This is a genomic window from Clostridium sp. TJA038 (assembly GCF_058310255.1).
The window spans coordinates 761352-786105 of sequence record NZ_JBZEFA010000001.1 but is presented as its reverse complement, the minus strand read 5'-3'; the positions used below and the strand labels follow the sequence as shown (position 1 = coordinate 786105).

At 26.3% G+C, this 24754-nt stretch carries 20 protein-coding genes; 3 read left to right on the top strand and 17 right to left on the bottom strand.

The window, feature by feature from the left end; all coding sequences use genetic code 11:
• Positions 1 to 4 precede the first annotated feature (4 nt).
• On the bottom strand, positions 5 to 679 hold the full coding sequence (locus AC4FQV_RS03740) for a DUF969 domain-containing protein (protein WP_491138741.1): 675 nt from the start codon (positions 677 to 679) through the stop codon (positions 5 to 7).
• A gap of 211 nt (positions 680 to 890) precedes the next feature.
• Positions 891 to 3491 (bottom strand): ATP-dependent chaperone ClpB, encoded by a 2601-nt coding sequence (gene clpB / locus AC4FQV_RS03735; RefSeq protein WP_491138743.1) that lies wholly within the window; start codon positions 3489 to 3491, stop codon positions 891 to 893.
• A 315-nt stretch (positions 3492 to 3806) separates the two neighbouring features.
• On the opposite strand from clpB, the gene AC4FQV_RS03730 reads away from it, so the two are divergent.
• Positions 3807 to 5348: a GTP pyrophosphokinase gene (locus AC4FQV_RS03730; RefSeq protein WP_491164513.1), complete on the top strand. Its 1542-nt coding sequence runs from the start codon at positions 3807 to 3809 to the stop codon at positions 5346 to 5348.
• A 59-nt stretch (positions 5349 to 5407) separates the two neighbouring features.
• Positions 5408 to 6838, top strand: a complete 1431-nt coding sequence (gene cls, locus AC4FQV_RS03725; protein WP_491138747.1) for a cardiolipin synthase — start codon at positions 5408 to 5410, stop codon at positions 6836 to 6838.
• Between the two features lie 29 nt (positions 6839 to 6867).
• Here cls and AC4FQV_RS03720 read toward each other — a convergent pair whose 3' ends face one another.
• The 10 genes from AC4FQV_RS03720 to AC4FQV_RS03675 form a co-directional block, all read right to left on the bottom strand.
• Positions 6868 to 8484, bottom strand: coding sequence for an FAD-binding protein (locus AC4FQV_RS03720; RefSeq protein ID WP_491164510.1), 1617 nt, complete (start codon positions 8482 to 8484; stop codon positions 6868 to 6870).
• A gap of 171 nt (positions 8485 to 8655) precedes the next feature.
• Positions 8656 to 9933 (bottom strand): glutamate-1-semialdehyde 2,1-aminomutase, encoded by a 1278-nt coding sequence (gene hemL, locus AC4FQV_RS03715; protein ID WP_491164508.1) that lies wholly within the window; start codon positions 9931 to 9933, stop codon positions 8656 to 8658.
• Positions 9934 to 9976: 43 nt separating this feature from the next.
• On the bottom strand, positions 9977 to 10942 hold the full coding sequence (gene hemB / locus AC4FQV_RS03710; protein ID WP_491164505.1) for a porphobilinogen synthase: 966 nt from the start codon (positions 10940 to 10942) through the stop codon (positions 9977 to 9979).
• Between the two features lie 56 nt (positions 10943 to 10998).
• A complete protein-coding gene (gene cobA, locus AC4FQV_RS03705) occupies positions 10999 to 12477 on the bottom strand; it encodes a uroporphyrinogen-III C-methyltransferase (protein ID WP_491164502.1) in 1479 nt (492 codons plus the stop codon).
• Positions 12478 to 12487: 10 nt separating this feature from the next.
• Positions 12488 to 13363, bottom strand: a complete 876-nt coding sequence (hemC, locus tag AC4FQV_RS03700) for a hydroxymethylbilane synthase (RefSeq protein WP_491138754.1) — start codon at positions 13361 to 13363, stop codon at positions 12488 to 12490.
• A gap of 75 nt (positions 13364 to 13438) precedes the next feature.
• Complete coding sequence (locus AC4FQV_RS03695) at positions 13439 to 14095, bottom strand: NAD(P)-dependent oxidoreductase (protein WP_491164500.1); 657 nt, start codon at positions 14093 to 14095, stop codon at positions 13439 to 13441.
• On the bottom strand, positions 14059 to 15261 hold the full coding sequence (gene hemA, locus AC4FQV_RS03690) for a glutamyl-tRNA reductase (protein ID WP_491138758.1): 1203 nt from the start codon (positions 15259 to 15261) through the stop codon (positions 14059 to 14061). Before hemA ends, AC4FQV_RS03695 begins: the two co-directional genes overlap by 37 nt.
• Before the next feature lie 230 nt (positions 15262 to 15491).
• On the bottom strand, positions 15492 to 16262 hold the full coding sequence (locus AC4FQV_RS03685; protein ID WP_491138759.1) for a formate/nitrite transporter family protein: 771 nt from the start codon (positions 16260 to 16262) through the stop codon (positions 15492 to 15494).
• A 188-nt stretch (positions 16263 to 16450) separates the two neighbouring features.
• A complete protein-coding gene (locus tag AC4FQV_RS03680) occupies positions 16451 to 17071 on the bottom strand; it encodes a DUF2238 domain-containing protein (protein WP_491164498.1) in 621 nt (206 codons plus the stop codon).
• Positions 17072 to 17081: 10 nt separating this feature from the next.
• A complete protein-coding gene (locus AC4FQV_RS03675) occupies positions 17082 to 17330 on the bottom strand; it encodes a GIY-YIG nuclease family protein (protein ID WP_491138762.1) in 249 nt (82 codons plus the stop codon).
• A 220-nt stretch (positions 17331 to 17550) separates the two neighbouring features.
• Here AC4FQV_RS03675 and AC4FQV_RS03670 point away from each other — a divergent pair, with 220 nt between their 5' ends.
• Positions 17551 to 19611, top strand: coding sequence for a helix-turn-helix domain-containing protein (locus AC4FQV_RS03670; RefSeq protein ID WP_491164495.1), 2061 nt, complete (start codon positions 17551 to 17553; stop codon positions 19609 to 19611).
• A gap of 326 nt (positions 19612 to 19937) precedes the next feature.
• Here AC4FQV_RS03670 and AC4FQV_RS03665 read toward each other — a convergent pair whose 3' ends face one another.
• The 5 genes from AC4FQV_RS03665 to AC4FQV_RS03645 form a co-directional block, all read right to left on the bottom strand.
• Complete coding sequence (locus tag AC4FQV_RS03665) at positions 19938 to 21203, bottom strand: helix-turn-helix domain-containing protein (RefSeq protein WP_491138765.1); 1266 nt, start codon at positions 21201 to 21203, stop codon at positions 19938 to 19940.
• A 16-nt stretch (positions 21204 to 21219) separates the two neighbouring features.
• Positions 21220 to 22521 carry a helix-turn-helix domain-containing protein gene (locus AC4FQV_RS03660; protein WP_491138767.1) on the bottom strand — a complete coding sequence of 434 codons (1302 nt, stop codon included), beginning with the start codon at positions 22519 to 22521 and terminating at the stop codon, positions 21220 to 21222.
• Between the two features lie 299 nt (positions 22522 to 22820).
• A complete protein-coding gene (locus AC4FQV_RS03655; RefSeq protein WP_491138769.1) occupies positions 22821 to 22982 on the bottom strand; it encodes a hypothetical protein in 162 nt (53 codons plus the stop codon).
• A gap of 80 nt (positions 22983 to 23062) precedes the next feature.
• Complete coding sequence (locus tag AC4FQV_RS03650; protein WP_491164493.1) at positions 23063 to 23692, bottom strand: ribonuclease H1 domain-containing protein; 630 nt, start codon at positions 23690 to 23692, stop codon at positions 23063 to 23065.
• Between the two features lie 13 nt (positions 23693 to 23705).
• Positions 23706 to 24674, bottom strand: coding sequence for a YkvA family protein (locus tag AC4FQV_RS03645; protein ID WP_491138771.1), 969 nt, complete (start codon positions 24672 to 24674; stop codon positions 23706 to 23708).
• Positions 24675 to 24754: the final 80 nt, after the last annotated feature.

The following is a 24754-nucleotide window of genomic DNA, read 5'->3' as shown; positions in this document are numbered from 1 at the left end:
TTATTTATACTTCATCTTTTTTAGATAAGTTTTTTCTTAATTTCTTATCTAAAATTCTATTTTGTAAAACTCCTAAAATAAGGGCTATTACAGCAATTGGTACAGATGCCTTTGCTATTTCTAAAGTAGTAACCCCATATCCTAATTCTTGTAAAGTTCCTGCTATTAGTAAAACACCAGAACTTGCTAAGAATACATTTTGTCCAAAGAAGTTTCCATAGTTATCCATAGCTGCTGCAGTACCTTTTATTAAGTCTTCGCTTTTTTCATCTACTTTACCATACTTGCTAACAGCTGCTCCTTGAGCCATTGGATTTATAAGAGGTCTTATAAATTGAGCTTGTCCACTTAATCTTAAAGAAACGGCAGAACCTACTTCTCTAATAAATAAGTAACAACTTAAAAGTTTTCCTGTTGACATGTTTTTCATATTTTTAATTAAAGTTATTGCTCTTTCTTTTAATCCAAATCTTTCACACATTCCTATAACAGGTAAAGTTAACATAAACAAAGTCATATGTCTTTGACTTACAAAAGTAGAACCTAATTTATCTAATATTTCAACAAAACTCATATCTGCAACTAAACCTGTAGCTAATCCTGCCACTAAAACAACTGCTATAGTGTCAAATTTAAGTGCAAAACCTATTATTACGATTACTATTCCTATAAGTGCCAATTTCATCTCTCCTTTTTGTTTTTTTTCTTTTAATTTTTACTTCCGTTTTTTTAAAATATTATAACCATATTTTTTTCAATTTTCTACAATATTTTATTTAAATTTTGTAAATTTTAAGGCATTTTTTTATTAATTCGTTCTTTATTATCATTTTATTAAAAATAAATTAAAAAAGTAGTATCTAGTTAGATACTACTTTTTTCAAATTATTTTATTTTCTAGAAACTATAATCTTTCCATCTACTCCATTTATTAAAGCAACTGAACCATCATAAATTTCTCCTGCAATTATCTTCTTAGCTATTTCAGTTTCTAAGACATTGCTTATATATCTCTTTAATGGTCTAGCTCCATATACAGGATCATATCCTTCTTCAGCTAATATTTCTTTAGCACTATCAGTTACTTCAAGAGTTATATTTCTTTCTCTTAATCTGTTTTCAACATCTCTTAAGAAGATATCAATAATCTTCTTAATTCCTTCACTACTTAAAGGTCTAAACATTATGATGTCATCTACTCTGTTTAAGAATTCTGGCTTGAATCTTAATTTCATTTCATTCATAACATTTTCTCTAATATCTTCTTCTATACCCTCATTAGATTTGTTTTCTAATAAGTATCCACTACCAATATTAGAAGTCATTATTATTATAGTATTTTTAAAGTCAACAGTTTTACCTTTGTTATCTGTTAATCTACCATCATCTAGTATTTGAAGGAATAAGTTAAATACATCATCATGAGCTTTTTCTATTTCATCAAATAATATTACTGAGTATGGATTTCTTCTAACAGCTTCTGTTAATTGTCCACCTTCTTCATATCCTACATATCCTGGAGGAGGTCCTATTAGTCTAGATACTGCATGTTTTTCCATATATTCAGACATATCTATTCTTACTATATTATCTTCGCTATCAAATAAGTTTCTAGCTAAAGTTTTAGCAAGTTCTGTTTTACCAACTCCTGTAGGTCCTAAGAATATAAATGAACCTATTGGTTTTCTTTCATCTTTAAGACCTGCTCTAGCTCTTATTACAGCATTTGCAACTGCAGTTGTAGCTTCATCTTGTCCTATTACTCTTTCTCTTAATTCTTCTTCTAATCTTAAAAGTTTTTCTCTTTCACTTTCAACTAATTTTGTAACAGGAATTCCAGTCCATTTTGAAATTATTTCTGAAATTTCATTTTCAGTAACTTCTTCTTTTAATAAAGCATTCTCATTATCTTTTTCCATGCTTTCTTCTTGTGCTTTTATTTTGCTTTCAAGCTCTGGAATTTTTCCATATTTAAGCTCTGCAACTTTATTTAAATCGTACTCTCTTTCATATTTCTCAACTAATCCTCTAGCTTCATCTAATTCAGCTTTTAAATCTCTAATTGCTGAAATATGAGATTTTTCTTTTTCATACTTAATTGTCATCTCATCATTTTTATCTTGAAGCTCTGCAAGTTCTTTTTCTAAAGAAACTAATCTTTCCTTAGATGCTTCATCATTTTCCTTTGATAAAGCTTCTTTTTCAGTTTCAAGCATTAAGATTTTTCTTCTTATAATATCTAATTCAGTTGGAAGAGAATCTATTTCACTTCTTATCATAGCACCAGCTTCATCTATTAAATCTATAGCTTTATCTGGTAAATATCTATCTTGAATGTATCTATGTGAAAGTTTTGCAGCAGCTACTATTGCTGAATCATGAATTCTAATTCCATGATGAATTTCAAATCTTTCTTTTAATCCTCTTAAAATTGATATAGTTTCTTCAACTGTTGGTTCTTCAACTATTACAGGTTGGAATCTTCTCTCTAAAGCTTTATCTTTTTCTATATATTGTCTATATTCATCAAAAGTTGTAGCACCTATACAATGAAGCTCTCCTCTTGCAAGCATAGGTTTTATTAAGTTTCCAGCATCCATTGCTCCATCAGTTTTACCAGCACCTACTATGGTGTGAATTTCATCTATGAATAAGATTATTTTTCCTTCTGAGCTTTGAACTTCTTTTAAAACAGCTTTTAATCTTTCTTCAAATTCACCTCTATACTTAGCACCAGCTATTAATGCACCCATGTCTAATGAGATAATTACCTTATCTTTTAATCCTTCAGGAACATCTCCTCTTACAATTCTTTCTGCTAATCCTTCAACTATAGCTGTTTTACCAACCCCTGGCTCACCTATTAAGATAGGATTGTTTTTTGTCTTTCTTGAAAGAATTCTAACTGCCCTTCTTATTTCTTCATCTCTTCCTATTACAGGATCTAATTTATGTTGTTTTACAAGTTCTATTAAGTTAGTTCCATATTTATCTAAAGCTTCATAAGTTCCTTCAGGGTCTTGTGAGTCAACTCTTTGACTACCTCTAACCTCACTTAAAACCTTTAAGAAAGCATCTTTAGTTATATTATTCTTTCTTAAAATTTCTCCTATAACACCATTTTTATCTATTTCCATAATTGCAAGCATTACATGTTCAACACTTATGTATGAATCTTCAAATTGCTTTGAAATTTCTTCTGCTTTTATTAAAACTTCATTTATTCTTCTTGTAGCAGTAACTCCTGAAGATTGTGCTGCTTCCCCTAATACCTTAGGCATCCTGTCTATTTGAACATGAATATCTCTCTTTAATGAATCTATATTAACACCCATTTTTTCAAATATATTAGGAATTAAGCCATCTTTTTGATTTACTAAGGCTGAAAATAAGTGAATTACGTCTAATTGTTGATTATTATATTTAACTGCTATTTCATAAGCATCGTTTAAGCTTTGTTGTACTCTTAATGTCATTTTATCTGCATTCATTTTATCACCTCAATATTCTCTTTTTTCTATCTTCTGTTACTATAATACTATAAAAGTCAAAGAAAGTCAAAGTCTATTTTTCACTTTCATAATTTATTAATCTAAAGGTAAAATTACTTACAATTTATTATAAAAAAAAGTTTTAAGTAATAATTATTTAATTATAAGGATATTTCATTAAGAATTTATTCATTTTTGTAAGTTCTTCTATATATTTATTATTTAAAATTACTCTATTGTTATACTTTCTATATGTTGGTATTATTAAAATATAATAAGTTTGTTAAAAAATAAATAAAGGAGGGTGTCTTAAATTTGGAGTTAAAAGTTTTTGATTTTACAAAAAGCACTTTAGAATTACTTAAGGATATGAAAAAAGATTTAGCCTATAGTGCAAATTTATTAGATGATTTTTTCTATTCTCTGCTTGAAAATTCCTGTGATGGTTTTTTTAACATATCAACTAGAGTAAAATCAGCCTCTAGTTTAAAGGAAAAAATCATAAGGCATAATTATTACATAAAATTTAAATCTCCTAAGGATTTATTTAAAAATCTTTCTGACTTAATAGGGGTTAGAATAGAATGTAGATTTATAGAAGATGAGGAGCATATTTTTAAATTTTTAAAGACTATTTTTAATTGTACAGGAGAAAAAGGTTTTTCTTATTCTGCTCAAAATCCTAATATTTTTTTAGACCTTAGAGAAAAACAACCTCTTAAACAAAAAAATGGTTTTGAACTTTATAGAATAGATGGTTTTATTTTAAATGAAGGAGAAAAGTATAATTTTGAGCTACAAATAAAATCAATGGTAAATAATTTTTGGGGTGAAATAGAACATAAGATAATTTATAAAAATTATAATATGATTTTAGGAGATAAGTTTTATAAAAATATATTAAACTCTATAAAAAATAATCTTTGTTTAATAGATAATCAACTTTTAACAATTTTTAATCATGTAAATACTCATATGGATAGTTCTAATAATGTTGGCTTAAAAAAAGAAGGCATAGAAATGTTATTATCTAAAATGATTTACGATATTTATTCTTCTAAGGTTAAAAATGATTTAGGTATTTCTATAGATTTTAGAAACGCCTGTGATATAATAATAGATTATATTTTTACAAAAAATAACTGTAACACCTCACAGGAATATTATAATACCTTTGTAAATACTTCTGTTAGGTTAAATGAAGTTTTTAAAGATTCAATTTCTTTTAAAAATAAATTATCTATAGGGGCAAGTTCCCTTAACTTTGATTCTACTTTTTCAAATTCTATAGGAAAAAAATTAGCCCATGCAATGAATTATGATTTTCATTGGAACTTATTTTTTAAAATACTTTTCCAAATAGAACCTGGTAATAATAGAGAGGATTTTTATTCCTTTATAAGATATTTAGAAACTATATTTTCAAATAGAGATTCCTACTTAAATCTTTATTTAAACTTTTCTTCTGAAGAAGTTTCAAAAATAAAAGAAGATATTTTATCCTCTTTAAATAAAGCCTTCTTAAAAATAGACTCAATTAAGTTTATCTATAGAGACAAGCTTTCAGAAATTTTTAATCATATAGATAACTTTGTTAAATTCTTATGTAATTATATGAATAACTACAAGGAATACGAAGATTATAGTTACCTTTATAAAGAGTACTTATATCTTACTCTTTTAAGCATCTTTAATATGAATTTACAAAAGGTATCCTTAATGGAATTTGCAAGTGAATTAAAAAACAGTAAAAGCAAGCTTAGAATAAGCTATAAAGGAATAAAACTTTTAGCTTCAACTAAAGAAAGTTCTACTATAAATATAAACGAACTTTTAGAACAAATTTATGTAAGATAATTTATTACTTTATAAGATTATTTAATCTTGTAAAGACTTAACACAAAGGAGGAAGATTTATGCACTTATTTTTAACAACGATTTTTATAATTAACATTATTTTTATTATTTCTATTATTTTTATTGAAAGAAGAAACCCTGAAACTACTTGGGCTTGGATATTAATCTTAACCTTCTTACCTATAATAGGCTTTGTAATTTACATCTTATTTGGACAAAATATAACTAAAGAGAAAAACTTTAAAAGAAAAATATCAGATGATAAAACAAAACAAAAATATCTAAATTCCTTTAAGGCTCATTATAAATTAGATGATATTTCTCAAAAATATAAAGACTTAATAAAAATGAACTTTAATAATGATAATTCAACATATACTCAAAGAAATGATATAGAATTATTTTTTGATGCTAAACCTTTATTTAAGGATATGTTAGATGCAATAAATAATGCTGAAAAATTTATTCATATGGAATTTTACATTTTTAAAAGTGATGATATAGGAAAGAAATTTTTAAATGCCTTAGTTAAAAAAGCTAAAGAAGGAGTTGAAGTAAAATTACTTGTAGATTCTATAGGAAACTCTATTCATAAAAAAGATATAAATAAATTAAAAGAAGCTGGTGTAGAATTTAAAGTATTTTTCCCTGGACTTTTTAAATATATAAATCTTAGAATAAATTATAGAAATCATAGAAAAATACTTATTGTAGATAGTAAAGTTGCTTTTTTAGGTGGATTTAACATAGGAGATGAATATCTTGGAAAGGATAAAAATATTGGTAATTGGCGTGATACTCACACTAAAATAAAAGGTCTTGCAATTAATGATTTAGAAGGAAGATTTCTTTTAGATTGGAGTTATGCAAATAATTCCTCCTTAGACTTAGATTTAAAAAAATATTTTATAGACCCTCACAGTAAAGATCTACCTAAAAAAATAATTGGCTCTCAAATAGTTTCTTCTGGTCCTGACCATGTTGAACAACAAATAAAAAATGGATACTTTAAAATAATAAACTCAGCTAAGAAAAATTTATTTATACAAACTCCATATTTTGTCTTAGATGAACCTATGCTAGAAGCTTTAAGACTTTGTGCTTTATCTGGTGTTGATGTAAAAATAATGTTACCTGGTAATCCAGACCATAAATTTATGGCTTGGATTGCAAACTCTTATTTTGAAGCTTTATTAAAAGCAGGTGCACATATATATTTATATGAAAAAGGCTTCCTTCATGCTAAAACTATAGTAGCCGATTCCTCTATTTGTAGTATAGGAACAGCTAATATGGATATCAGAAGTTTTTCTCTAAACTTTGAAAGCAATATCTTTATATATAACGAACATATTTCAAAAAATATGGAAAGTCAATTTTCTAAAGATTTAGAAGTATGTAAAGAGGTTACCTTAGAAGGTTTTGAAAAAAGGTCTATAATATCAAAAATAGGAGAATCTGTTATAAGATTAGTAGCTCCTTTAATGTAAAAAATACAGTGCTTTTCGCACTGTATTTTTTATTCCTTAAAAGAAGCATAAATATTTTTATCCATTTTTACAGTTATCATCTTTTCCATAGATTTCTCCATATTCTCATAATCCTTTCTATAATGAGAACCTCTGCTCTCTTTTCTAAGAGAAATAGCTTTTAATATTGCTTCACATAATATAAGATTGTTCTTAAGCCTATAAGAGTCTATTAAATCTCCTTTTCCTGCTCTTAAATCAATTTCCTTTTTTATTTCTTCTATTTTATAAAAAGCTCTTTCAAGTCCTTCTTCACTTTTTTCTATCATAGCATTTTTAAACATAATATCTTGAATAATTAAAATAAGTTCTTTAGCCCCTTCAATTTCATAATAATCAAAATTAGCTTCTTCTTTTTTGCTAGGCTTGTTATTTTTCAAATATTCTCTAGCACTTTCCCCTGCTATTTTTCCAAAAACTATACCATTTGCTGTAGATAATCCTCCTATCCTATCAGCACCATGCATTCCTCCTGTACATTCTCCTGCAGCAAATAATCCTTTTACTGAAGTTTCTGCTTTTTTATTTATTTTAATTCCTCCATTAGAAGCATGAAAAAATATTCCTATATTTATTTCATCTTCCATAGTTAAGTGTTTATTTTCCTTTAACCAATTAAAATAAACCTTAATAAATTCTGGCATATTCTCTTTTAAACTCTCTTTATACCTTATCCTAATACCCTCTTTATTTTTAAGAAATTCCTTAAAAATTCTATAATCTATATCCTTTGAAATTAATCTTGAAGTAAAAGGACCATAAGTTGACCTTAATTCTAATTTTTCTTTTAAATTATCAACTCCCTTAAATATATCTTTTCCATCCTTATCTCTAGCTTCTATATATTTAAAAGTTTTTTCATTAAATATAGTTTTAGGACAAAGCTTTATATATCCTGGCATCATTTGCATAAATTCTAAATTTACTAACTCACATCCAACCTTTAAAGCTAAGGCTTGTCCTTCGCCTCTTATATCTTCAGTATTTAATCTATATTTAAAAAGCCCTCCAAAGCCACCTGAAGCAATTATAAGTGCCTTACACTTTATAAACTCTATTTCCTTATTAGAATTTATAATTATTACTCCTAAAATTTTATCTTCATCCTTAACTATATCTATAACCTCTGCAAAAGGATATTGAAAAACCTTATTATCTTCTAACTTATTTTGTAAAACCTCTTTTAAGCTATTAAACAAAAGTCCATTCCAATTTCTATTCTTATGGTCAAAACAGGGTATAAATTCTTTTTCCTTTGAATTTATAGCTTCCTTTAGTTTAACACCCATATCCTTTAAATAATTTATACTGCTATTTATATTTTTAACAAAAGTTTCTACTAATTCATCATCTACAACATAAGAGCCAACCCTTTTAATAGTCTCTATTAAATCCTTTTCATCCTCTTCATTTTCAGGTCCTATAAGCCCTAATCCCCATGTTCCAGGATAAAAACTAGACCCTGAAAATATATTTGAACTACTTGAAAGTATAACTTTTGCTCCTTCCTTTGAAGCCTCAATAGCTGCTATAATTCCAGCAATTCCAGCTCCCATTACAAATACATCACATTCTTTGCTTTTTTTTAATTTTACCTTTTCTCTCATAAATACCCCACTTAAATAAACTAATTAATTATAAAATTAAGACTGATTTAAAGGTAAAACATATTATTAAAAACTTATAAATATTAGCCTTAATTAAAACTTTTATATAAATTAAATTTATCTTTAATATGTATACCTAAAATCAGTCCTTATTTTGAACTTTCTTAAATTTTATCCTTCAAAACTACTAAAAGCTTCTAAGAATTTATCTATATGTTCCTCTGTATGCGCTACACTTAAAAACATTGCTTCAAATTGTGATGGTGGTATATTAAATCCTTTATTTAACATATGTAAGAAATATCTTTTAAATCTTTCTCCATCACAAGTTTTTACATCTTCATAACAATTAACTTCTTTTAAATCAGTAAAGAATAAAGTCATCATTCCACCTTGTCTATTAATAGTAAGACCAATTCCTTTTTCTCTAGCTATATCTAAAACTCCCTTTTCAAGTTTAGCACCTATTTTTTCAATATGGTCATAATAAGATGGATTTTCATAAAGTTTTTTTACAGTAGCAATTCCTGCACTCATAACTATTGGATTTCCTGACATTGTTCCTGCTTGATAAACCCCACCTAAAGGAGATAAATTTTCCATTATTTCTCTTCTTCCACCATATGCTCCAGAAGGTAGTCCACCACCCATTATTTTAGCATAGGTAACTAAATCTGGCTTTACGTCAAATAAACTTTGAGCGCCTTTATAAGCTACTCTAAAGCCACACATAACCTCATCAAATATAAGAAGTGCTCCATATTCATCGCATAATTCTCTAAGCTTTCTCATAAAGTTAGGATTACACTTAACAACTCCCATATTTCCTGCAACTGGTTCTATTATTATAGCAGCAATATCCTTTCCATATTTTTTAAATAACTCTTCAACTTGTTTTTCATCATTATATATTCCTATTAAAGTATTTTTTATACTTTCTTCAGGAACCCCAAGACATCCAGGAATTCCTTCTGTTAACACACCTGAACCAGCTTCTATTAAAAACCCATCAAAATGTCCATGATAACACCCTGCAAATTTAATGATTTTATCTTTTTTTGTGTAACCTCTTGCTAGTTTTACAGCACTCATTGTTGCTTCTGTCCCTGAGTTTACCATTCTTATCATATCAACATTGTCTAATGTTTCACATAAAAGCTTAGCTAAATCTAACTCTAACTTTGTTGAAGCACCAAAGGCTATACTTTCTTCTGAAGTTTTCTTTATAGCTTCTACTACATCTTCATCACAATGACCTAATATCATAGGTCCCCAAGCTAAAACAAAGTCAATATACTCATTTCCATTTTCATCTTTTATAATAGCTCCCTTACCGCTTTTTATAACTGGAGGATTTATTCCAACACTTCCAAAAGACCTTACAGGACTATTAACTCCACCTGGCATATATTTTTTTGATTCTTCAAAAATTTCTTTATTTTTATCCATATTAATTCTCCTAACTATAAAATTGTTAAGTAAATAAGTTTAATTACTCTTTTAACCACTTAGCAGCTTCAATAGCATAATATGTTATTATCATATCTGCTCCTGCTCTTTTCATTGATAAAAGCATTTCTAAAGCCACTAGCTTTTCATTTATAAGTCCAAGTTTAGCCGCAGCTTTAACCATAGCAAACTCTCCACTTACATTATAAACACAAAGAGGTACATTAACCTTTTCTCTAACTTCCTTAACTATATCTAAGTAAGATAAAGCTGGCTTAACCATAACAATATCTGCACCTTCTTCTATATCTTGTTCTACTTCTTTTATAGCTTCTCTTGAATTTGCAGGATCCATTTGATAAGTTTTTCTGTCTCCAAATTGAGGAGCTGAGTTAGCAGCTTCTCTAAAAGGTCCATAAAAAGCAGAGCAATATTTTGCAGAGTAACTCATTATTCCAACATTAACAAAACCAGCTTCATCTAAAGCTTTTCTCATAGATAAAATTCTTCCATCCATCATATCTGAAGGAGCTACCATATGTGCTCCTGCCTTTGCATGAGAAACTGCTATTTTATCTAAGAAACTTAAGGTTTTATCATTATTTACATCTTTACCTTCAATTATTCCACAATGTCCATGGCTAGTATATTCACACATACAAACATCAGTTATAATTAATAAATTTTCATAATCTTTTCTTAACTTTCTAATAGCTTTTTGAACTATTCCTTCCTCTGAATAAGCTTCAGAACCACAAGCATCTTTATGCTCTGGAATACCAAAAATAATTACTCCTTTTATATCTAAAGATACAACCTCATCAACAATCTCATTTAATCTATCTAAAGATACATGATAATTTCCTGGTAAAGAACTTATTTCATTCTTTATATTATTACCCTCAACTACAAATATAGGAAATATAAAATCATTAGCTGTTAAAATATTTTCTCTAACAAGATCTCTCATTTCCTTGTTTATTCTAAGTCTTCTTCCTCTTTTTATCATAATATTTCCTCCTAATTTGTTTGTAAAATATCTATAGATTTAATTTTACCACAAATTTATTTTTTAACCTCTTGCCATATTTCCTTAATTTCACTTAAAAATCCATCTCCACAATGTATTTTGCACATTTTACCGTCAATTCCACTTTCATTTAAAGCTTTTAAAGTTATAGGCCCTATAGCTATACTTACTTTTTCCTTAAGATTTTCAAGTCCTATTATATCAATCATATTTTTAACTGTTGAAGGGCTTGTATATAATACCATATCAACTTCATTAAAAGCTCTTGGGTTTTTAGCTTCTCCACAAAGAGTATCGTAAATATTAACTCTTTCACAAACTGTTCCTAAAGAAGTTAATTTATCAAATAAATATTCCCTACTTAAAGAAGAACATGGAATTAGTATATTTTCTCCACCTTTTAAACTATCCTTTAAAGAATCAAAAAGCCCTTCTGCTGTAAAAGAATGAGCTGTTACACTTGGCATAAGACCTCTAGATACTAAAGCTTTCTCAGTTGCTTTTCCTAAAACAGCAAATTTAGCTGTTATTTTTCTTACATCAAATTTATTTTTTATTAAATAATCAAAAAAAACATTAACAGCATTTACTGATGTAAAAATTATATAATCATATTTTCCTATTTTTTCAATATATTCATCTAAATTACTTGAAGTTTCCTTTATTTTTATAGAATTTATTTCTGTAACCTCAGCACCTAATTCTTTTAACTTCCACTTAATATCCTTAGCTTGTTCTTTAGACCTTGTTAAGCAGATATTAGCACCAAATAAAGGTAACTTTTCATACCAAGAAAGCTTTTCATTTAAAGAAACAACCTCTCCAACAACTATTATACAAGGTGATTCTAGCTTAGCTTCTCTAACCTTTTTACATATATCTTCTAAATTCCCAATAACCTTTCTTTGCTTTGATGTTGTTCCTCTCATTACTACTGCACAAGGAGTTTCTATATCTTTTCCATTTTCTAATAACTTTTCTACAATAGTTTCTAGATTAGAAAGTCCCATCATAAAAACTAAAGTTCCATTTTCCTTTGAAAGAGCTTCCCAATTCACATTTAAAGTTCTAGCAGACATACCTGTTACAATATGAAAACTTTGAGCTAAACCTCTATGAGTTATTGGTATTCCTGCATAATTTAAAACTGAAATAGGTGAAGTAACACCAGGAATTACTTCAAAGGGTATATTCTCTTTATCTAAAGCTAATACTTCCTCTCCCCCTCTACCAAAAACATATGGGTCCCCCCCTTTTACTCTTCCTACAATATGACCTTTTTTAGCAAGAGCCACTATGCTTTCGTTTATTTCTTCTTGTGTTTTATAATGACATCCTGGTTCTTTTCCACAATAATAAATTTCACAATCATCATTTAAGTAATTAAGTATATTATTTCCAACTAATCTATCATATAAAACTGCTGTACATTTTTTTAGTGCATTTATTGCTTTAAGTGTAAGTAATTCTTCATCTCCAGGACCTGCACCTATTATATATGCTTTTTTACTCATGATTCTCCTCCTATACTTCACCTAATATTTTTTCTGCAAGTTTTTTTCCTAATAATATATTATCTTCTTTATTTCCTAATATATCTTTTTTAACTATTTTATTATTTACAGTAAATGTACCTATCATGTATAAATCATTTCCTTTAACTTCTGAATAAGCACCTATAAGACTATGACATCCACCATTTAAAACCTTCATAAAGCTTCTTTCCGCTTCAACAGTAACTCTAACTTCCTTATTATCTAAAGCTTTGAAATAGTCATTAAATTCGCCCTCTTTTAAACATTCAATTCCTAAAGCTCCTTGACCTATAGCTGGTAAAAATATCTTAGGGTCAAAATAATCACTTATTATATCCTCCATGCCAAGTCTTTTTAATCCTGCCGCTGCTAAAATTATTCCATCTAAGTTATCCTCAGTTATTTTTTTAATTCTAGTTTGTACATTTCCTCTAATTGGCACAATTTCTAAATCACTTCTAAATAATTTTAATTGTTCTGCACGCCTTATACTGCTAGTACCAATTCTAGCTCCCTTTCTTAAATTACTTAAAGTTGAACCATTTAAAGATACAAAAGCATCTCTTATATCTTCTCTCTCTGGCATTGCAACAAGTTTAAAATCCTTAGGAAGTTCAAAAGGTACATCCTTCATGCTATGAACAGCACCATGTGCTTCTTTATTTAAAAGTGCTAATTCTATTTCCTTTACAAAAAGACCCTTACCACCTATTTTATTTAAAGAAACATCTAGTCTTCTATCACCCTCTGTCATTACTAAAAGTTTCTTACTATCTATATTCTCTTTATCTTTTAAAAGTTCCATAACTTTTTCAGTTTGAACTTGTGCTAACTTACTTTTTCTAGTTGCTATTATTAATTCCATTAATCTAAACCTCGCATTTTGATTATTTTTCATAGAATATCTTTTAAAATATTAGCTTTTAAATTTAAATAACCTTTAATCTAAGGTTAAAAATTTAGCTATTTCTTCTCCTAAAAGATTTTTTAAATATTCATATTCTTTTTCTTCTAAAAAATATTTTTTAAATTCTTTACTTGAAATTATATCTATAATATCACTTTTATTTTCTAACTTTTTAGCCTTTTCTCTTATTTTAGCTACTTTAATTGAATATAAATCATTTTCCTTTACTATTTTACTTACCTCTTCTCCTATAGCTCTAGTTATCTTAGGAGAACCTAATTTACTACTTATGCTAAAGCCTAAATTTTCATAACATCTACTATAAGGAATAGCTACCAAACCCTCTTTATAATTAGATGCATTTAAGTATAATTTATATTCTTCATTACAATCATTGCTTATTTCTCTTACTAAAGAAGGGTTGTCTACAGCTATTATTATAAGATGTGCTTTTTTTATAAAGCCTTTGTAATAACTTCCCTTTTCTAACTTTAAATTTTCACTTTTAATATCTAAAATTTCCTTTGAAAAATCCTTAGATAAAATATGTACATAACAACCCTTTTCTAATAAGCCCTTAACCTTTATAGTAGAGGCCTTACCTCCACCTATTACTTTAACATGAAATTTGCTCCCTATAACATTTATAGGTACTAAGTTAAAAATATCTTCTCTATTATTTTTAAACAAGAATTATCACTTCCCTTTAAAGCTTCACTTTTTAAAAGTTCTATTGCTCTATTTACATAAGCATCTGCTGTACTTTTTATCATTTTTTCTGCTAACTTTAAATTTTCTCCATTTCCTTTATTAGAAAAAGTTTTTATTCTCTCACTACAAATTTCATTTTCTTTTATTTTAATTCCTCTTATTTTATTTGAAACCTCTCTTATTTTAAGCCAGTTTAAAAATTCATCTATACTATCTTTTACTATGTACTTATAACTTTCCATTCTATCTTTTCTTATTTGTTTATTTTTATCATCAATTTTACTTATTTCATCTATATCCTTAAGAATTACCCTTTTATTATCAGCTAATTCTTTATCAACATCTCTAGGTACTGCTAAATCATATATGTATATCTTCTCTCCTAATTCTTCTATATCCTCAACTCTAACTACAGTATGAGGTGCAGAAGTACAAGAAACTATACAATCTACCTCATTTATAACTTGATTTTTCTCATTAAAATCTAAAACTTCCACTATTGTATCCTTTAAATTTTCTGCCTTACTTTTATTTCGTAAAACTAAATAAATACATTCTATATTGTGACTTAAAAGATGTTTTATTGCTAATTTTCCTATTTCTCCATAACCTAAAACCATAAACTTTTTACATCCTTTTAAAAGAGCACTATTTATTGAAATAGATACTGATGAAACTGGAACTTCAAACATTTTGCACTCTGTTTTGAATTTTTTTCCGCAAGAAATAGCTATTTCAAACATTTTCTGTAACTCTGAAGAAATACTTTTATCTAAAATAGCTGTTTTATATGCATCCTTAATTTGTCCTAAAATTTGATCTTCTCCTAAAATTCTTGAATGAAAACCACAAATTACTTCCATAAGATGAGTTACCGCTCTTTTTCCCTCTGATAAAAACATATATTCTTTTAAATTTTCATTCCAATTAAACACCTTAAAAATATTTTCAAAAATTTCATTTTCCGATAAATTTTCTTCACAACTAAAATATATTTCTGTTCTATTACAAGTATTTAATATTACAACTTCTTTAAAAGAAACCAATAATTTTTCCACATATTTTTTATGCTTCTTAGGGTATAAGGCTAATTTTTCTCTAATTTCTATATCTACATTTCTTTTAACCCCTATAACTCCTATCATGAACTGCCTCCTAAATTTTTATATCATCTGTTAAAATTTTATTAAAACACTCTATTTTATAATATCATAAAAATTATATATGCCCAATGAAATAATTATATTACTTATATTAAAATTTTATATTTATTATATAATATATTAGTTATACAATAAAAGCACCCCTAAAGCTTAGGGTGCTTTTATTTTTTAAATTAATTTTTTATTATAACTTTTTAAATATATAATTAATCTTATATTTTATCCTTTTTATCTACATAATAATAAAGTATAGCTAAAAGACATCCACCAAGTATATTACCAAGGGTTACAAAAAACAAATTATAAAAAATTCCAGATAAACTTATTACTGTACCTTTTGTTAATAAAAGCCCCATAGTTAACAAACTCATATTAGCAATACTATGCTCAAAGCCTGATGTTACAAAGGCAAAAAGACACCAAAATATCATAATAAGCTTAGCACTTTCAGTCTTTAATCTAAAAGTACACCATACAGCTAAACAAACTAATATATTACAAAAAACTCCTCTTATAAATAATTGTTCTGGCGGTAAAGTTATTTTAGTTTCAGCAGTTTTTATAACAAAATCACTTATACTCCCATTAACTAATCCTGCTAATAAAAATCCTAAAGCTGCTATAATAGAGCCTAAAAAATTTCCTATATAGGAACCACCCCATATTTTTATACAATCTTTTAATTTTATTTCTTTCTTTAAAACTCCTAAAGTCATAATAAAATTATTTCCAGTAAAAAGCTCAGAACCTGCAAAAACCACTAAACTTAATGCAACTCCAAAAGATGCTCCCATTATTATTTTAGTACTTGGTGAATTATAACTATTTAATATTCCACCTATAGTAAAAGCCAAAATTATCCCAAAACTTACATAAAGTCCTGCCAACATAGAATATACTAAATACCCACCTTTATTTCTATGTAACAAAGAAATTTTTCCTTTACCAGCGTTAACAACATTATTAAATTCTTCCCTAAACATTTTAAAGCCTCCTAACTTATAAGTCTCCCACTTAGATTCTAAAGTAAAAAGCTTTTAATCACTAGAAAAAAATTAATAAAAATCTATTTTTTACCATTTATACACCTTTGCTTAACAATTTATAAATATTTTTAAAAAAGTATGGTAGAAACCTTAAAAGCTAAAGTTTCTACCATACTTATATAAAATTATTTTCTTTTATTATTTGTTCTCATAAAATCAGTTAAATCTTGAAATAATCTGTTTTTCTTTCCTTTTAAGAATCTATTTAAGAAAGGTGCTAAAATTATAGGGAAAATACTTCCTGTTATTATATCCTTCATTGTATCAAATAAGCTAAGTTGTGCTGTTAGGCCAAAAGTTTGGTCTGTAAAAAACTCCCAAGTTTCCCATATAGCTGTGCAAGCAATTCCAAATATCATAGCAAAAACTGAAATAAGAATAGGCTTTACATTATCTGTTTTATAATCATTAAGATATAAAAATAACATATAACCAAGTATAAAGGTTAATATTCCTGATAAAGTATGTAAAAATGTATCCCAGTTTGGAATTGCATAAAAATTATTTACCTTAGCTAAAAACATAGAAATAAATATAAATCCTACTATTATAAAGTTTAAAAAAGGAGATAATTTTATTTTTGCAACTTTGCATATAAGTCTAGGTAAAATTAATGTTATAAAAGTTAAAACTACAGAAGATAGTAAATTAAAATTTTTATTTATTATTCCATAGACTAAATAAGCCAAAAGTAAAATATAAAAAATAATTTCAAAATAGATATCATAGGTTAATTTTCTTTTCATAATTTTCCTCCTAAATATTCATACTACTTATTAACTCTAACTTTTGCTTTCTTGTAAGTTTTTTTATGTAGTATTCTCTGCTTTGTGCTTCTCTCTTCTCTTTAAAGCTTTCAAAATAAACAAGCTCTAAGGGGCCTCTTCCTCTAGTATATTTAGCTCCACATCCCTTTCTATGATTATTTATTCTTTTTTCTAAGTTATTAGTCCAACCAGTATATAAAGACCCATCTCCACACTTTAAAATATAAACATAATTCAAATCTATCACCTCTTTTAATATTAAATCATACTCTTATTTTTATCAACTTATAAGCATAACATTATTTAGCAAATTTTATTTTTAAAATCTATTGATATATAATATTAACAAAAGGAAAATTATTTAATAACTAATCCTTAAGTATATAAAATTAAAATTTATTACAAATTAATCTTAAGGCTTAAATAAATATTATTAATATTAAGAAGGAGTTTTTTAAGTGAGAAAAGAATATGTTAATTTCCCTTCTAGTGTCCCTGTAACTATTTCCTATGCAAATATAAAAAACTATCCTCTTCATTGGCATGATGCTATAGAAATTTTATATGTTCTTAAAGGTAGTATAAAGGTTGATATAGATACTGATAGCTATGAAATAGGAGAAGATGAAATTGAAATAGTTAATACAGAACAAACTCACAGAATTTATTCTGATGAAGAAAACAGAGTTTTAATATTTAAAATAGACCCTCATTTTTTTGAAAAATACTATAGCGATATAGAAAATATGTTTTTTTATACAAATACTTCAGATGTAGGAGCACAAAGTGATGAGTCTTATGATAAACTTAGAGTATTTTTATCTATTATTTTATGTGAAGAGGCTCAAAAAGTAGATGATTATGATAAATATATAGAAAAGTCCTTAGTTGAGCTTTTATTTCATCTTTTAAATAATTTTCACTATCTTTTATATGATAATGAGGAAATTCATGAAAATAATATGCTACTTGAAAGATATCATAGAATATCTAAATATATATTTAATAACTATAATAAAAATATAACTTTAAAAGATATTGCTAATAAAGAATTTTTAAGTACTCATTATCTTTCACATGAAATAAAGTATGCAACAGGTTTAAGCTTTACAGACCTTTTAAACCTAACTAGAGTAGAAGAATCTGTAAAACTACTTTTAGATACTGATAAATCCTTATCTGAAATATCCTATGAAATTGGATTTTCTCATACAAGATATTTTAATAAACATTTTAAAGCATATTATAATTGCACCCCTCTACAGTTTAGAAAAAAAAATAAAATAAGTGAGGAAGAATATAATAAAGAAAAATTAATAACTTACTTTCCACTAAAGGAAAGTCTATGCGAACTTTCTTATTATTTAGATGATTATCCTCGTTTTAATTACGAAGATAAAATACACAAATTAACCTTTAATATGAATACTGAAGGAGAAGAATTTAATAAATATTTCAAAGAAGTACTAAATGTAGGAGATGCCTTTGACCTTTTACTTGAAGACAATCAAGACATTGTATATGACCTTCAAGACCATATAGGGTACAAATACATTAGACTTTTACATGTATTTTCCTCTGATATGGGAATTTTCCCTGGTTCTAAATTTTTTAACTGGACTAGAACCTTTGATATATTTGAATATATATCTTCTTTAAACTTAATTCCTTTAATAGTTTTAGATGATTTTGGTTATTCAAAAGAAAACTTTTTAGAGATAATAAAATCCTTTATAGATTTCTTTAGGGAAGTGGAAAGCTTTGACCTTAAGGATTTAAAATTTCAATTTACAAATTCAATAGATAAAGCTTTAAAAGATTCCTTAGTAGAATTATTTAATAAGGAAAATATAAGCTTATTAGAAGATTACTATACCTTAAATAATAAAATAGATTTAATTTATGATACAGCTTATATGCTTCCTTATATAATTCATAATACAATAAACTCTGGAAAAAAATTAGACTTTATAAAAGCTTTTGATGCCTTAGATAGACAAATAGATATTACAAATGAAGTTTTCTTTGGTTATCCTGCTATGGTAAATGATAAAGGAATTAAAAAACCTTCCTATTATGCTTATTATTTTCTAAGTAAGCTTGGAGATACTCTTCTTTATAAAGGAAATGGATATATACTTACTAAATCAGAAGATGAGTATCAACTTCTAGTTTATACTTATAATGAAGATATTAATTCTATAATAGATTTTAAAGATTTTACTAAACTTAGAGGAGTTAAGGACTTGGTAGATAAAAAGCTTTCCTTAAACTTAATAGATTTAGATAGTGACGTTAGAATAACTAAATACACCTTAGGAGAAAACTTTGGTTCTTCCTTTAACTATTGGATTTCTATGGGAAAACCTAAAAGATTAAGAAAAGCTGAAAAAGATATACTCTTTAAAGCTTCTTATCCTAAAATAGAATTTAAGTATTCAAAGAAAAATACTATTTTAAATATACAAACAACCCTTCAGGGTTATTGTGCAGAACTATTTATACTTAAAAAGCTTTAATATTGTATAATAAACATGAAAAAACAGTACTTTTTTGCCTTTTTATAAAATTTACCTTTTAAAAATTCCTTACATTTGTACATTTTTTTAAACATGAATAGAAATTATTTTTTATCTAAATTAATTATATAATAAACTCATAAAAGAAAAGAGAAGATATGAAAGAAGGTATTTTTTATGGCAAGGCTAAAAAAATTTTTTAGACCTATAAATATAAACTGTTTTAATTGCAAATTAAGTTTTTTACAACAAACTATGGATTTATTTTATAGAGATTAACTATATAAAAAAGAGTTAGAATTTTAAATTCTAACTCTTTTATTGTTTTAATATAAGTTATCTACTTCTTTTATAGCAAAGCTTAAATATTTTAAAGCTTCATTAGTATCATCTAAATAATGATAAAGGTCTGCCATTTCTAAATATCTTGCTCTCTTTTCTTCATAAGTACCAAACTTAAGTAAAAGGTCTGTAGCTAAATTCATATACATTTCCCATTGCATATCACTTCTTTCATTTTTACTAAGTTCAGCCTTAAAATAATAACTTCTTTCTATAAAAAACATATTATTTTTATTTATTGCAAGTTCTAAGGATAAATCACAGTATTCCTTAACACTTTCTATACAACCATTTTTATTATATACATTTATTATAAATAATAGAAGTTCTATATAACCTATTTTATCCTCTTTATTAACGTTAAATATGGAATGTTCTGTTAGCTTTTGTGCTTCTTCATACTTTCCACATTTTAAGAAGGCATCAATAATTAAACTATTTATTCTTTTCCAATTATAACAATTACAATCTACCTTTTCTTTGTACTTATTATAGTTATTACTAAACTCCTCATAATCCCCTTCTAAAAGTTCTAAAATAGCTAAAATTCCTTGCGCTTCTCCTAAGCACTTTTCATTAACATTAATTCCTTTTATAGAAAAAATATCTTCAATTATTTCTTTACTTTTATTTATGTTTCCAACTCTATAATTGCAAATTGCTAAAGCTGTTGCATTTTTTATATAAATTTCAGTATTTTTTTCTATTCCTTCTTTTAGTAAAAAATCTAAAAGCATATTATAGTAAGTTATAGCATCTGAAAAATTTTTTCTTACTGTAAAATATAAAGCTAAATCTTCATAATATCTTCTTTTACTGTCTTTGTTACTTTCATAAATATTTGAATATTCACTTAATAAATCCTTAGCCTTTTTAAAATCTCTAAGATTTGTGTAACTTATAAAAAGAATATGCATAAGCTTTGAAGATATATCTTCATAACCTTTACTTAAAGAATACTCTAAATATTCTCTAATTTCTTCTGCTTCTTCATCATCTAATATATTTTTTTTCATGTATTTACTAATAGAATTATTTAATTGTGTTAAATCATCGCATAAAAGATATTCAAGGTCTAAACTTAACCTATCTGCAACTAATTCTAATACCCATTTATCAGCTTTTACTTTTCCATTTTCTATACAACTCATTCTAGATATAGATATGTCGTCTTCGCAAAGCTGCTTTAAGGTTAAACCTTTATATATTCTAGCTCTTTTTATTTTCTCCCCTGTAGATAAAAAATCCATTACTCTCACCTATACCTTAACTTTTAATTACACCTAAATTTTTAAGATTATTTATACCCTTGTCTAAATATTTGGCAGCTTCATAATCTCTCTTTAATTCTAAGTAAAACTTTCCAAGTCTAATAGAGATATCTGCTTCTTTCTTTTTCATATTATTTCTTTTTGCAATTTCAAGTGTATCTAATAAAATATTTTCTGCTTCTTTTATATTATTTTGCAGAACTTCAATTCTAAAGGTTAAAATTTTATATTCTATTAATCTGTTAACATCACTAATATTTAATTTATTTTTTATTTCATTTAAAATTTCTATACACTTAGTAATATTTTTTGTTTTAATATGATTTTCACATAAATTAAATAAAGTATCTAAAAGTTTAGAATCTGTATTTTCTTCTCTTATCTTCATAGCTCTATTATAATGCTCAAAAGATTCCTCTATATTATCAAATTCAAAGAATAATTTTCCTAGAGAATCTTCTATAGCACTTATTTTATCTAATTGTTCTAGTTCTCTATATACGTTAAGACTTTGCTTAGAATATGCTATAGCGCTTTCTAAATCTCCTACTTTAGCATGTTCCTCTGCTAATAATTCTAAACTTTTAGCATAAGCTTTTTTGTTGTAAACTTTTTCAAATTCGCTTTTCGCTAAAAATGCAAAATTTATTGCCTTTTGTAAATTTTCAATAAAGAAGTATGTTTTTGATATTAAATAATAAATTTCACCTAAAAGTAAATCCTCTGTAAGCTTATTATTTATATATATCTTCTCTGCTTCTTTTAAGTATGAATTTGCCGAATAATATGCCTTAGAGTGAATGCTTATTTTTGCTATATTAACGTAAGTTTTAACCATATCTATATGACTATTGATTTGTAAAAATAACATATTTGCAGACAGAAAATACTGTTGGGCTAAAAGATGTTCTTCATTTTTCAAATGCATCTCTGCCTTTAAAGCTAAATTTTTAGCTTTTCTATATATAAGGTCATACTTATCTGCATAATATATAGCATATTCAATAAATTTCTCACCCTTTTTTATATCATCATTTAAAATAGCACTTTCAGCTATCTGTTCATAGTATAAACATATTTTCTCAGCCTGTGTTTTCTCAGTTTCCATTAAATATTCAACAGAAGTATTTAATGTAAGTGCAATGTACTCTAAAAGGTCCATAGAAGGATTTGATCTTCCAGATTCAACTAAACTAATTTGTCCTGGAGTTATTCTATCTCCTGCTAATTCCTTAAGAGTCATATTTAATTCTTTTCTTCTTCTTTTTATTTTTTCTCCCAATGATAATATTTCCATAGCTTAAATCATCCTCTTACTGTTATTATTTTAACATCCATAACCACTTAAATTATATCATAAATTTAGGTTTGAATGTCAATTATTCAGTATTTTTGTAAAAAAATCTATATCTTTGTGCATTTTTTAAAATCTTTTAATAATATACTTTAATTTTAAGAAGTTATATTTCTGTTTTTTTAATATACACACTTATTATTTAAAAATATTATATATTATAATCAAAAAATTCTCCACTATGAAAAAAAATTTCTATATATATACAAAAAAGCAGCTTAAAGCTGCTTTTTTAATAAATCTTATTCCATCCAGCCCATACTTTCGCCGGCGGCATCAATCATTCTTCTTGAAGCCCTTTTTAAAGCTCTTTGTGTTTTTCTGTCTAGATTTGGTGTAACCATCATTCCAACAGCTGCTCCTATGGCTCCTATTGCTAAAGTAGTCATTATTTTTTTTCCCATAATAATCACCTCTTTAATAATAATTGATTTATAACTATTTTGTGTAGTTAAAAAATTTTTATAAGAGGTAAGTAATAGCATTAAATACTTTCTAAGGCTTTTTTAGCAAGAATATCAGCTCTATCATTAAACTTATTTCCGCTATGCCCCTTTATTTTTTTGAACTTTACATTGATTTTATTTAACTTATCTTTCATAAACTCATGATAATTCTTTGTTATGTCATTATTCCTCTTCCAAGTTCCTAAAGCCCAACTTTCTATTCCTTGATAATCATAACAAAGAATTATATTTTCATATCCTTTCTCTATAGCATAACTAACTGCTCTCATAGCACCTTCAACTTCTCCTGAAACATTTCTTAAAGCTATAGCTTCTTTATTATATCCAACTCCCTTATCTTCATGTAAAATCTCATTGTTTTTTACAACTAAAAAACCATAAGAATAGTTACCTTTTTGCACCATAAAGCTACCATCTACATAAATATAGATTAAATCATCTATATTTTCCTCATATCCTTTAGTTTCTTTAATACTTACACCACTTTCATGAAGCTTAATAAATTCTTCAGCCTCTTCTTTTAAAGCAAAACTTTTATATTTAGCTCCCTTAACTCCTATAACTTCACTTTGACACTCTTGCCAAGTTTCAAAAATTTTTGCCACTCCTGACTTTCCCTTTGCTACTGCATAATACTTTTTAGCCATATTATTCTCCTTTTTAATTTGTAATTAAATCTATAACTTCATATATATTTTCTAAATTGTTAGCTCCTGTAAAGCCTCCGAAAAACTCTACAGTTTTTCTTAAAACAATAACAAACTCATTTTTTCCTTGCCAATTTTCCAATATAATATTTATATCTACATCTTTTATTATTCTATTTAAAGCGAAAAAAATAACAGTAAAATCATCTAGAGTTCCTAAAAAAGGAATCTTATCAGGTAAAATATCTATAGGACAAGCTACATAACCTAAAGAGGCTGAAACTATAGCTTTAGTTTTAAGAGGTACTCTTTTATCTTTTAAAAGTCTAAAAATCAAAGCAACTATATCTGGTATAAACATTATGTAATCTTTATAATCCTTTACCTTATTTGGAATATGCTCAACTACAAATTCCCTACTACTTGTATAACTATCCTTAACCTTTTCTACATTTATACTCATTATATAATCTTCTGTCTTTTCTTCCTCAATGTCTTCTTTAACTTCTATTTCTAAAACAGGTTCTTTAAGTTTTGAAATTTCTAGATCAATTTTATCTAAAGATATATGTAAAAGTCCTTCTTTAATCTCTAAAGTATTAAAGTTTAAATTTAAAAAAGGTATTTTTTCTAAAATTTTCTTATAACTTACAAGTATTTTATCTTGCTTTACTAAAATTCCTTGTTCTTTAAAACCCTTCAAAGCTATTTTTAACCCTATTTTTCTAAAGGGTTTTAATATACCAACACTCATAAGCTTAGCCTTTGAAAATTCTAAAACTAAGTTGTTATCTTCTATACCTAAAATATCTATTCTTGCCTTAAATCCTAAGGAAAGAACCTTTTTAAAAACACCTTCAACTTCTATCCCTTCTTTTATTTTCAAACTATTTATAGTAAGTCCTTTTATTTTAACAAAGTCATTAATAAAACTTTTTATATCCTCTTCATTTAACTTTATATCAACCTTTGAAATTTGCAAAACATTTCTCTCCTATCCTTAATTATTATCCACCTTTTAGTATATAGTATTTACTATAAATTTTGAAGATAATTCTATAA

Excerpts from the sequence above, each read along its gene's own strand:
- clpB (WP_491138743.1), bottom strand. The coding sequence starts at position 3,491 with ATGAATGCAGATAAAATGACATTAAGAGTACAACAAAGCTTAAACGAT.
- cls (WP_491138747.1), top strand. The coding sequence starts at position 5,408 with ATGCACTTATTTTTAACAACGATTTTTATAATTAACATTATTTTTATT.
- AC4FQV_RS03720 (WP_491164510.1), bottom strand. The coding sequence starts at position 8,484 with ATGAGAGAAAAGGTAAAATTAAAAAAAAGCAAAGAATGTGATGTATTT.
- hemL (WP_491164508.1), bottom strand. The coding sequence starts at position 9,933 with ATGGATAAAAATAAAGAAATTTTTGAAGAATCAAAAAAATATATGCCA.
- hemB (WP_491164505.1), bottom strand. The coding sequence starts at position 10,942 with ATGATAAAAAGAGGAAGAAGACTTAGAATAAACAAGGAAATGAGAGAT.
- cobA (WP_491164502.1), bottom strand. The coding sequence starts at position 12,477 with ATGAGTAAAAAAGCATATATAATAGGTGCAGGTCCTGGAGATGAAGAA.
- hemC (WP_491138754.1), bottom strand. The coding sequence starts at position 13,363 with ATGGAATTAATAATAGCAACTAGAAAAAGTAAGTTAGCACAAGTTCAA.
- hemA (WP_491138758.1), bottom strand. The coding sequence starts at position 15,261 with ATGATAGGAGTTATAGGGGTTAAAAGAAATGTAGATATAGAAATTAGA.
- AC4FQV_RS03685 (WP_491138759.1), bottom strand. The coding sequence starts at position 16,262 with ATGTTTAGGGAAGAATTTAATAATGTTGTTAACGCTGGTAAAGGAAAA.
- AC4FQV_RS03680 (WP_491164498.1), bottom strand. The coding sequence starts at position 17,071 with ATGAAAAGAAAATTAACCTATGATATCTATTTTGAAATTATTTTTTAT.
- AC4FQV_RS03665 (WP_491138765.1), bottom strand. The coding sequence starts at position 21,203 with ATGGATTTTTTATCTACAGGGGAGAAAATAAAAAGAGCTAGAATATAT.
- AC4FQV_RS03660 (WP_491138767.1), bottom strand. The coding sequence starts at position 22,521 with ATGGAAATATTATCATTGGGAGAAAAAATAAAAAGAAGAAGAAAAGAA.
- AC4FQV_RS03655 (WP_491138769.1), bottom strand. The coding sequence starts at position 22,982 with ATGGGAAAAAAAATAATGACTACTTTAGCAATAGGAGCCATAGGAGCA.
- AC4FQV_RS03650 (WP_491164493.1), bottom strand. The coding sequence starts at position 23,692 with ATGGCTAAAAAGTATTATGCAGTAGCAAAGGGAAAGTCAGGAGTGGCA.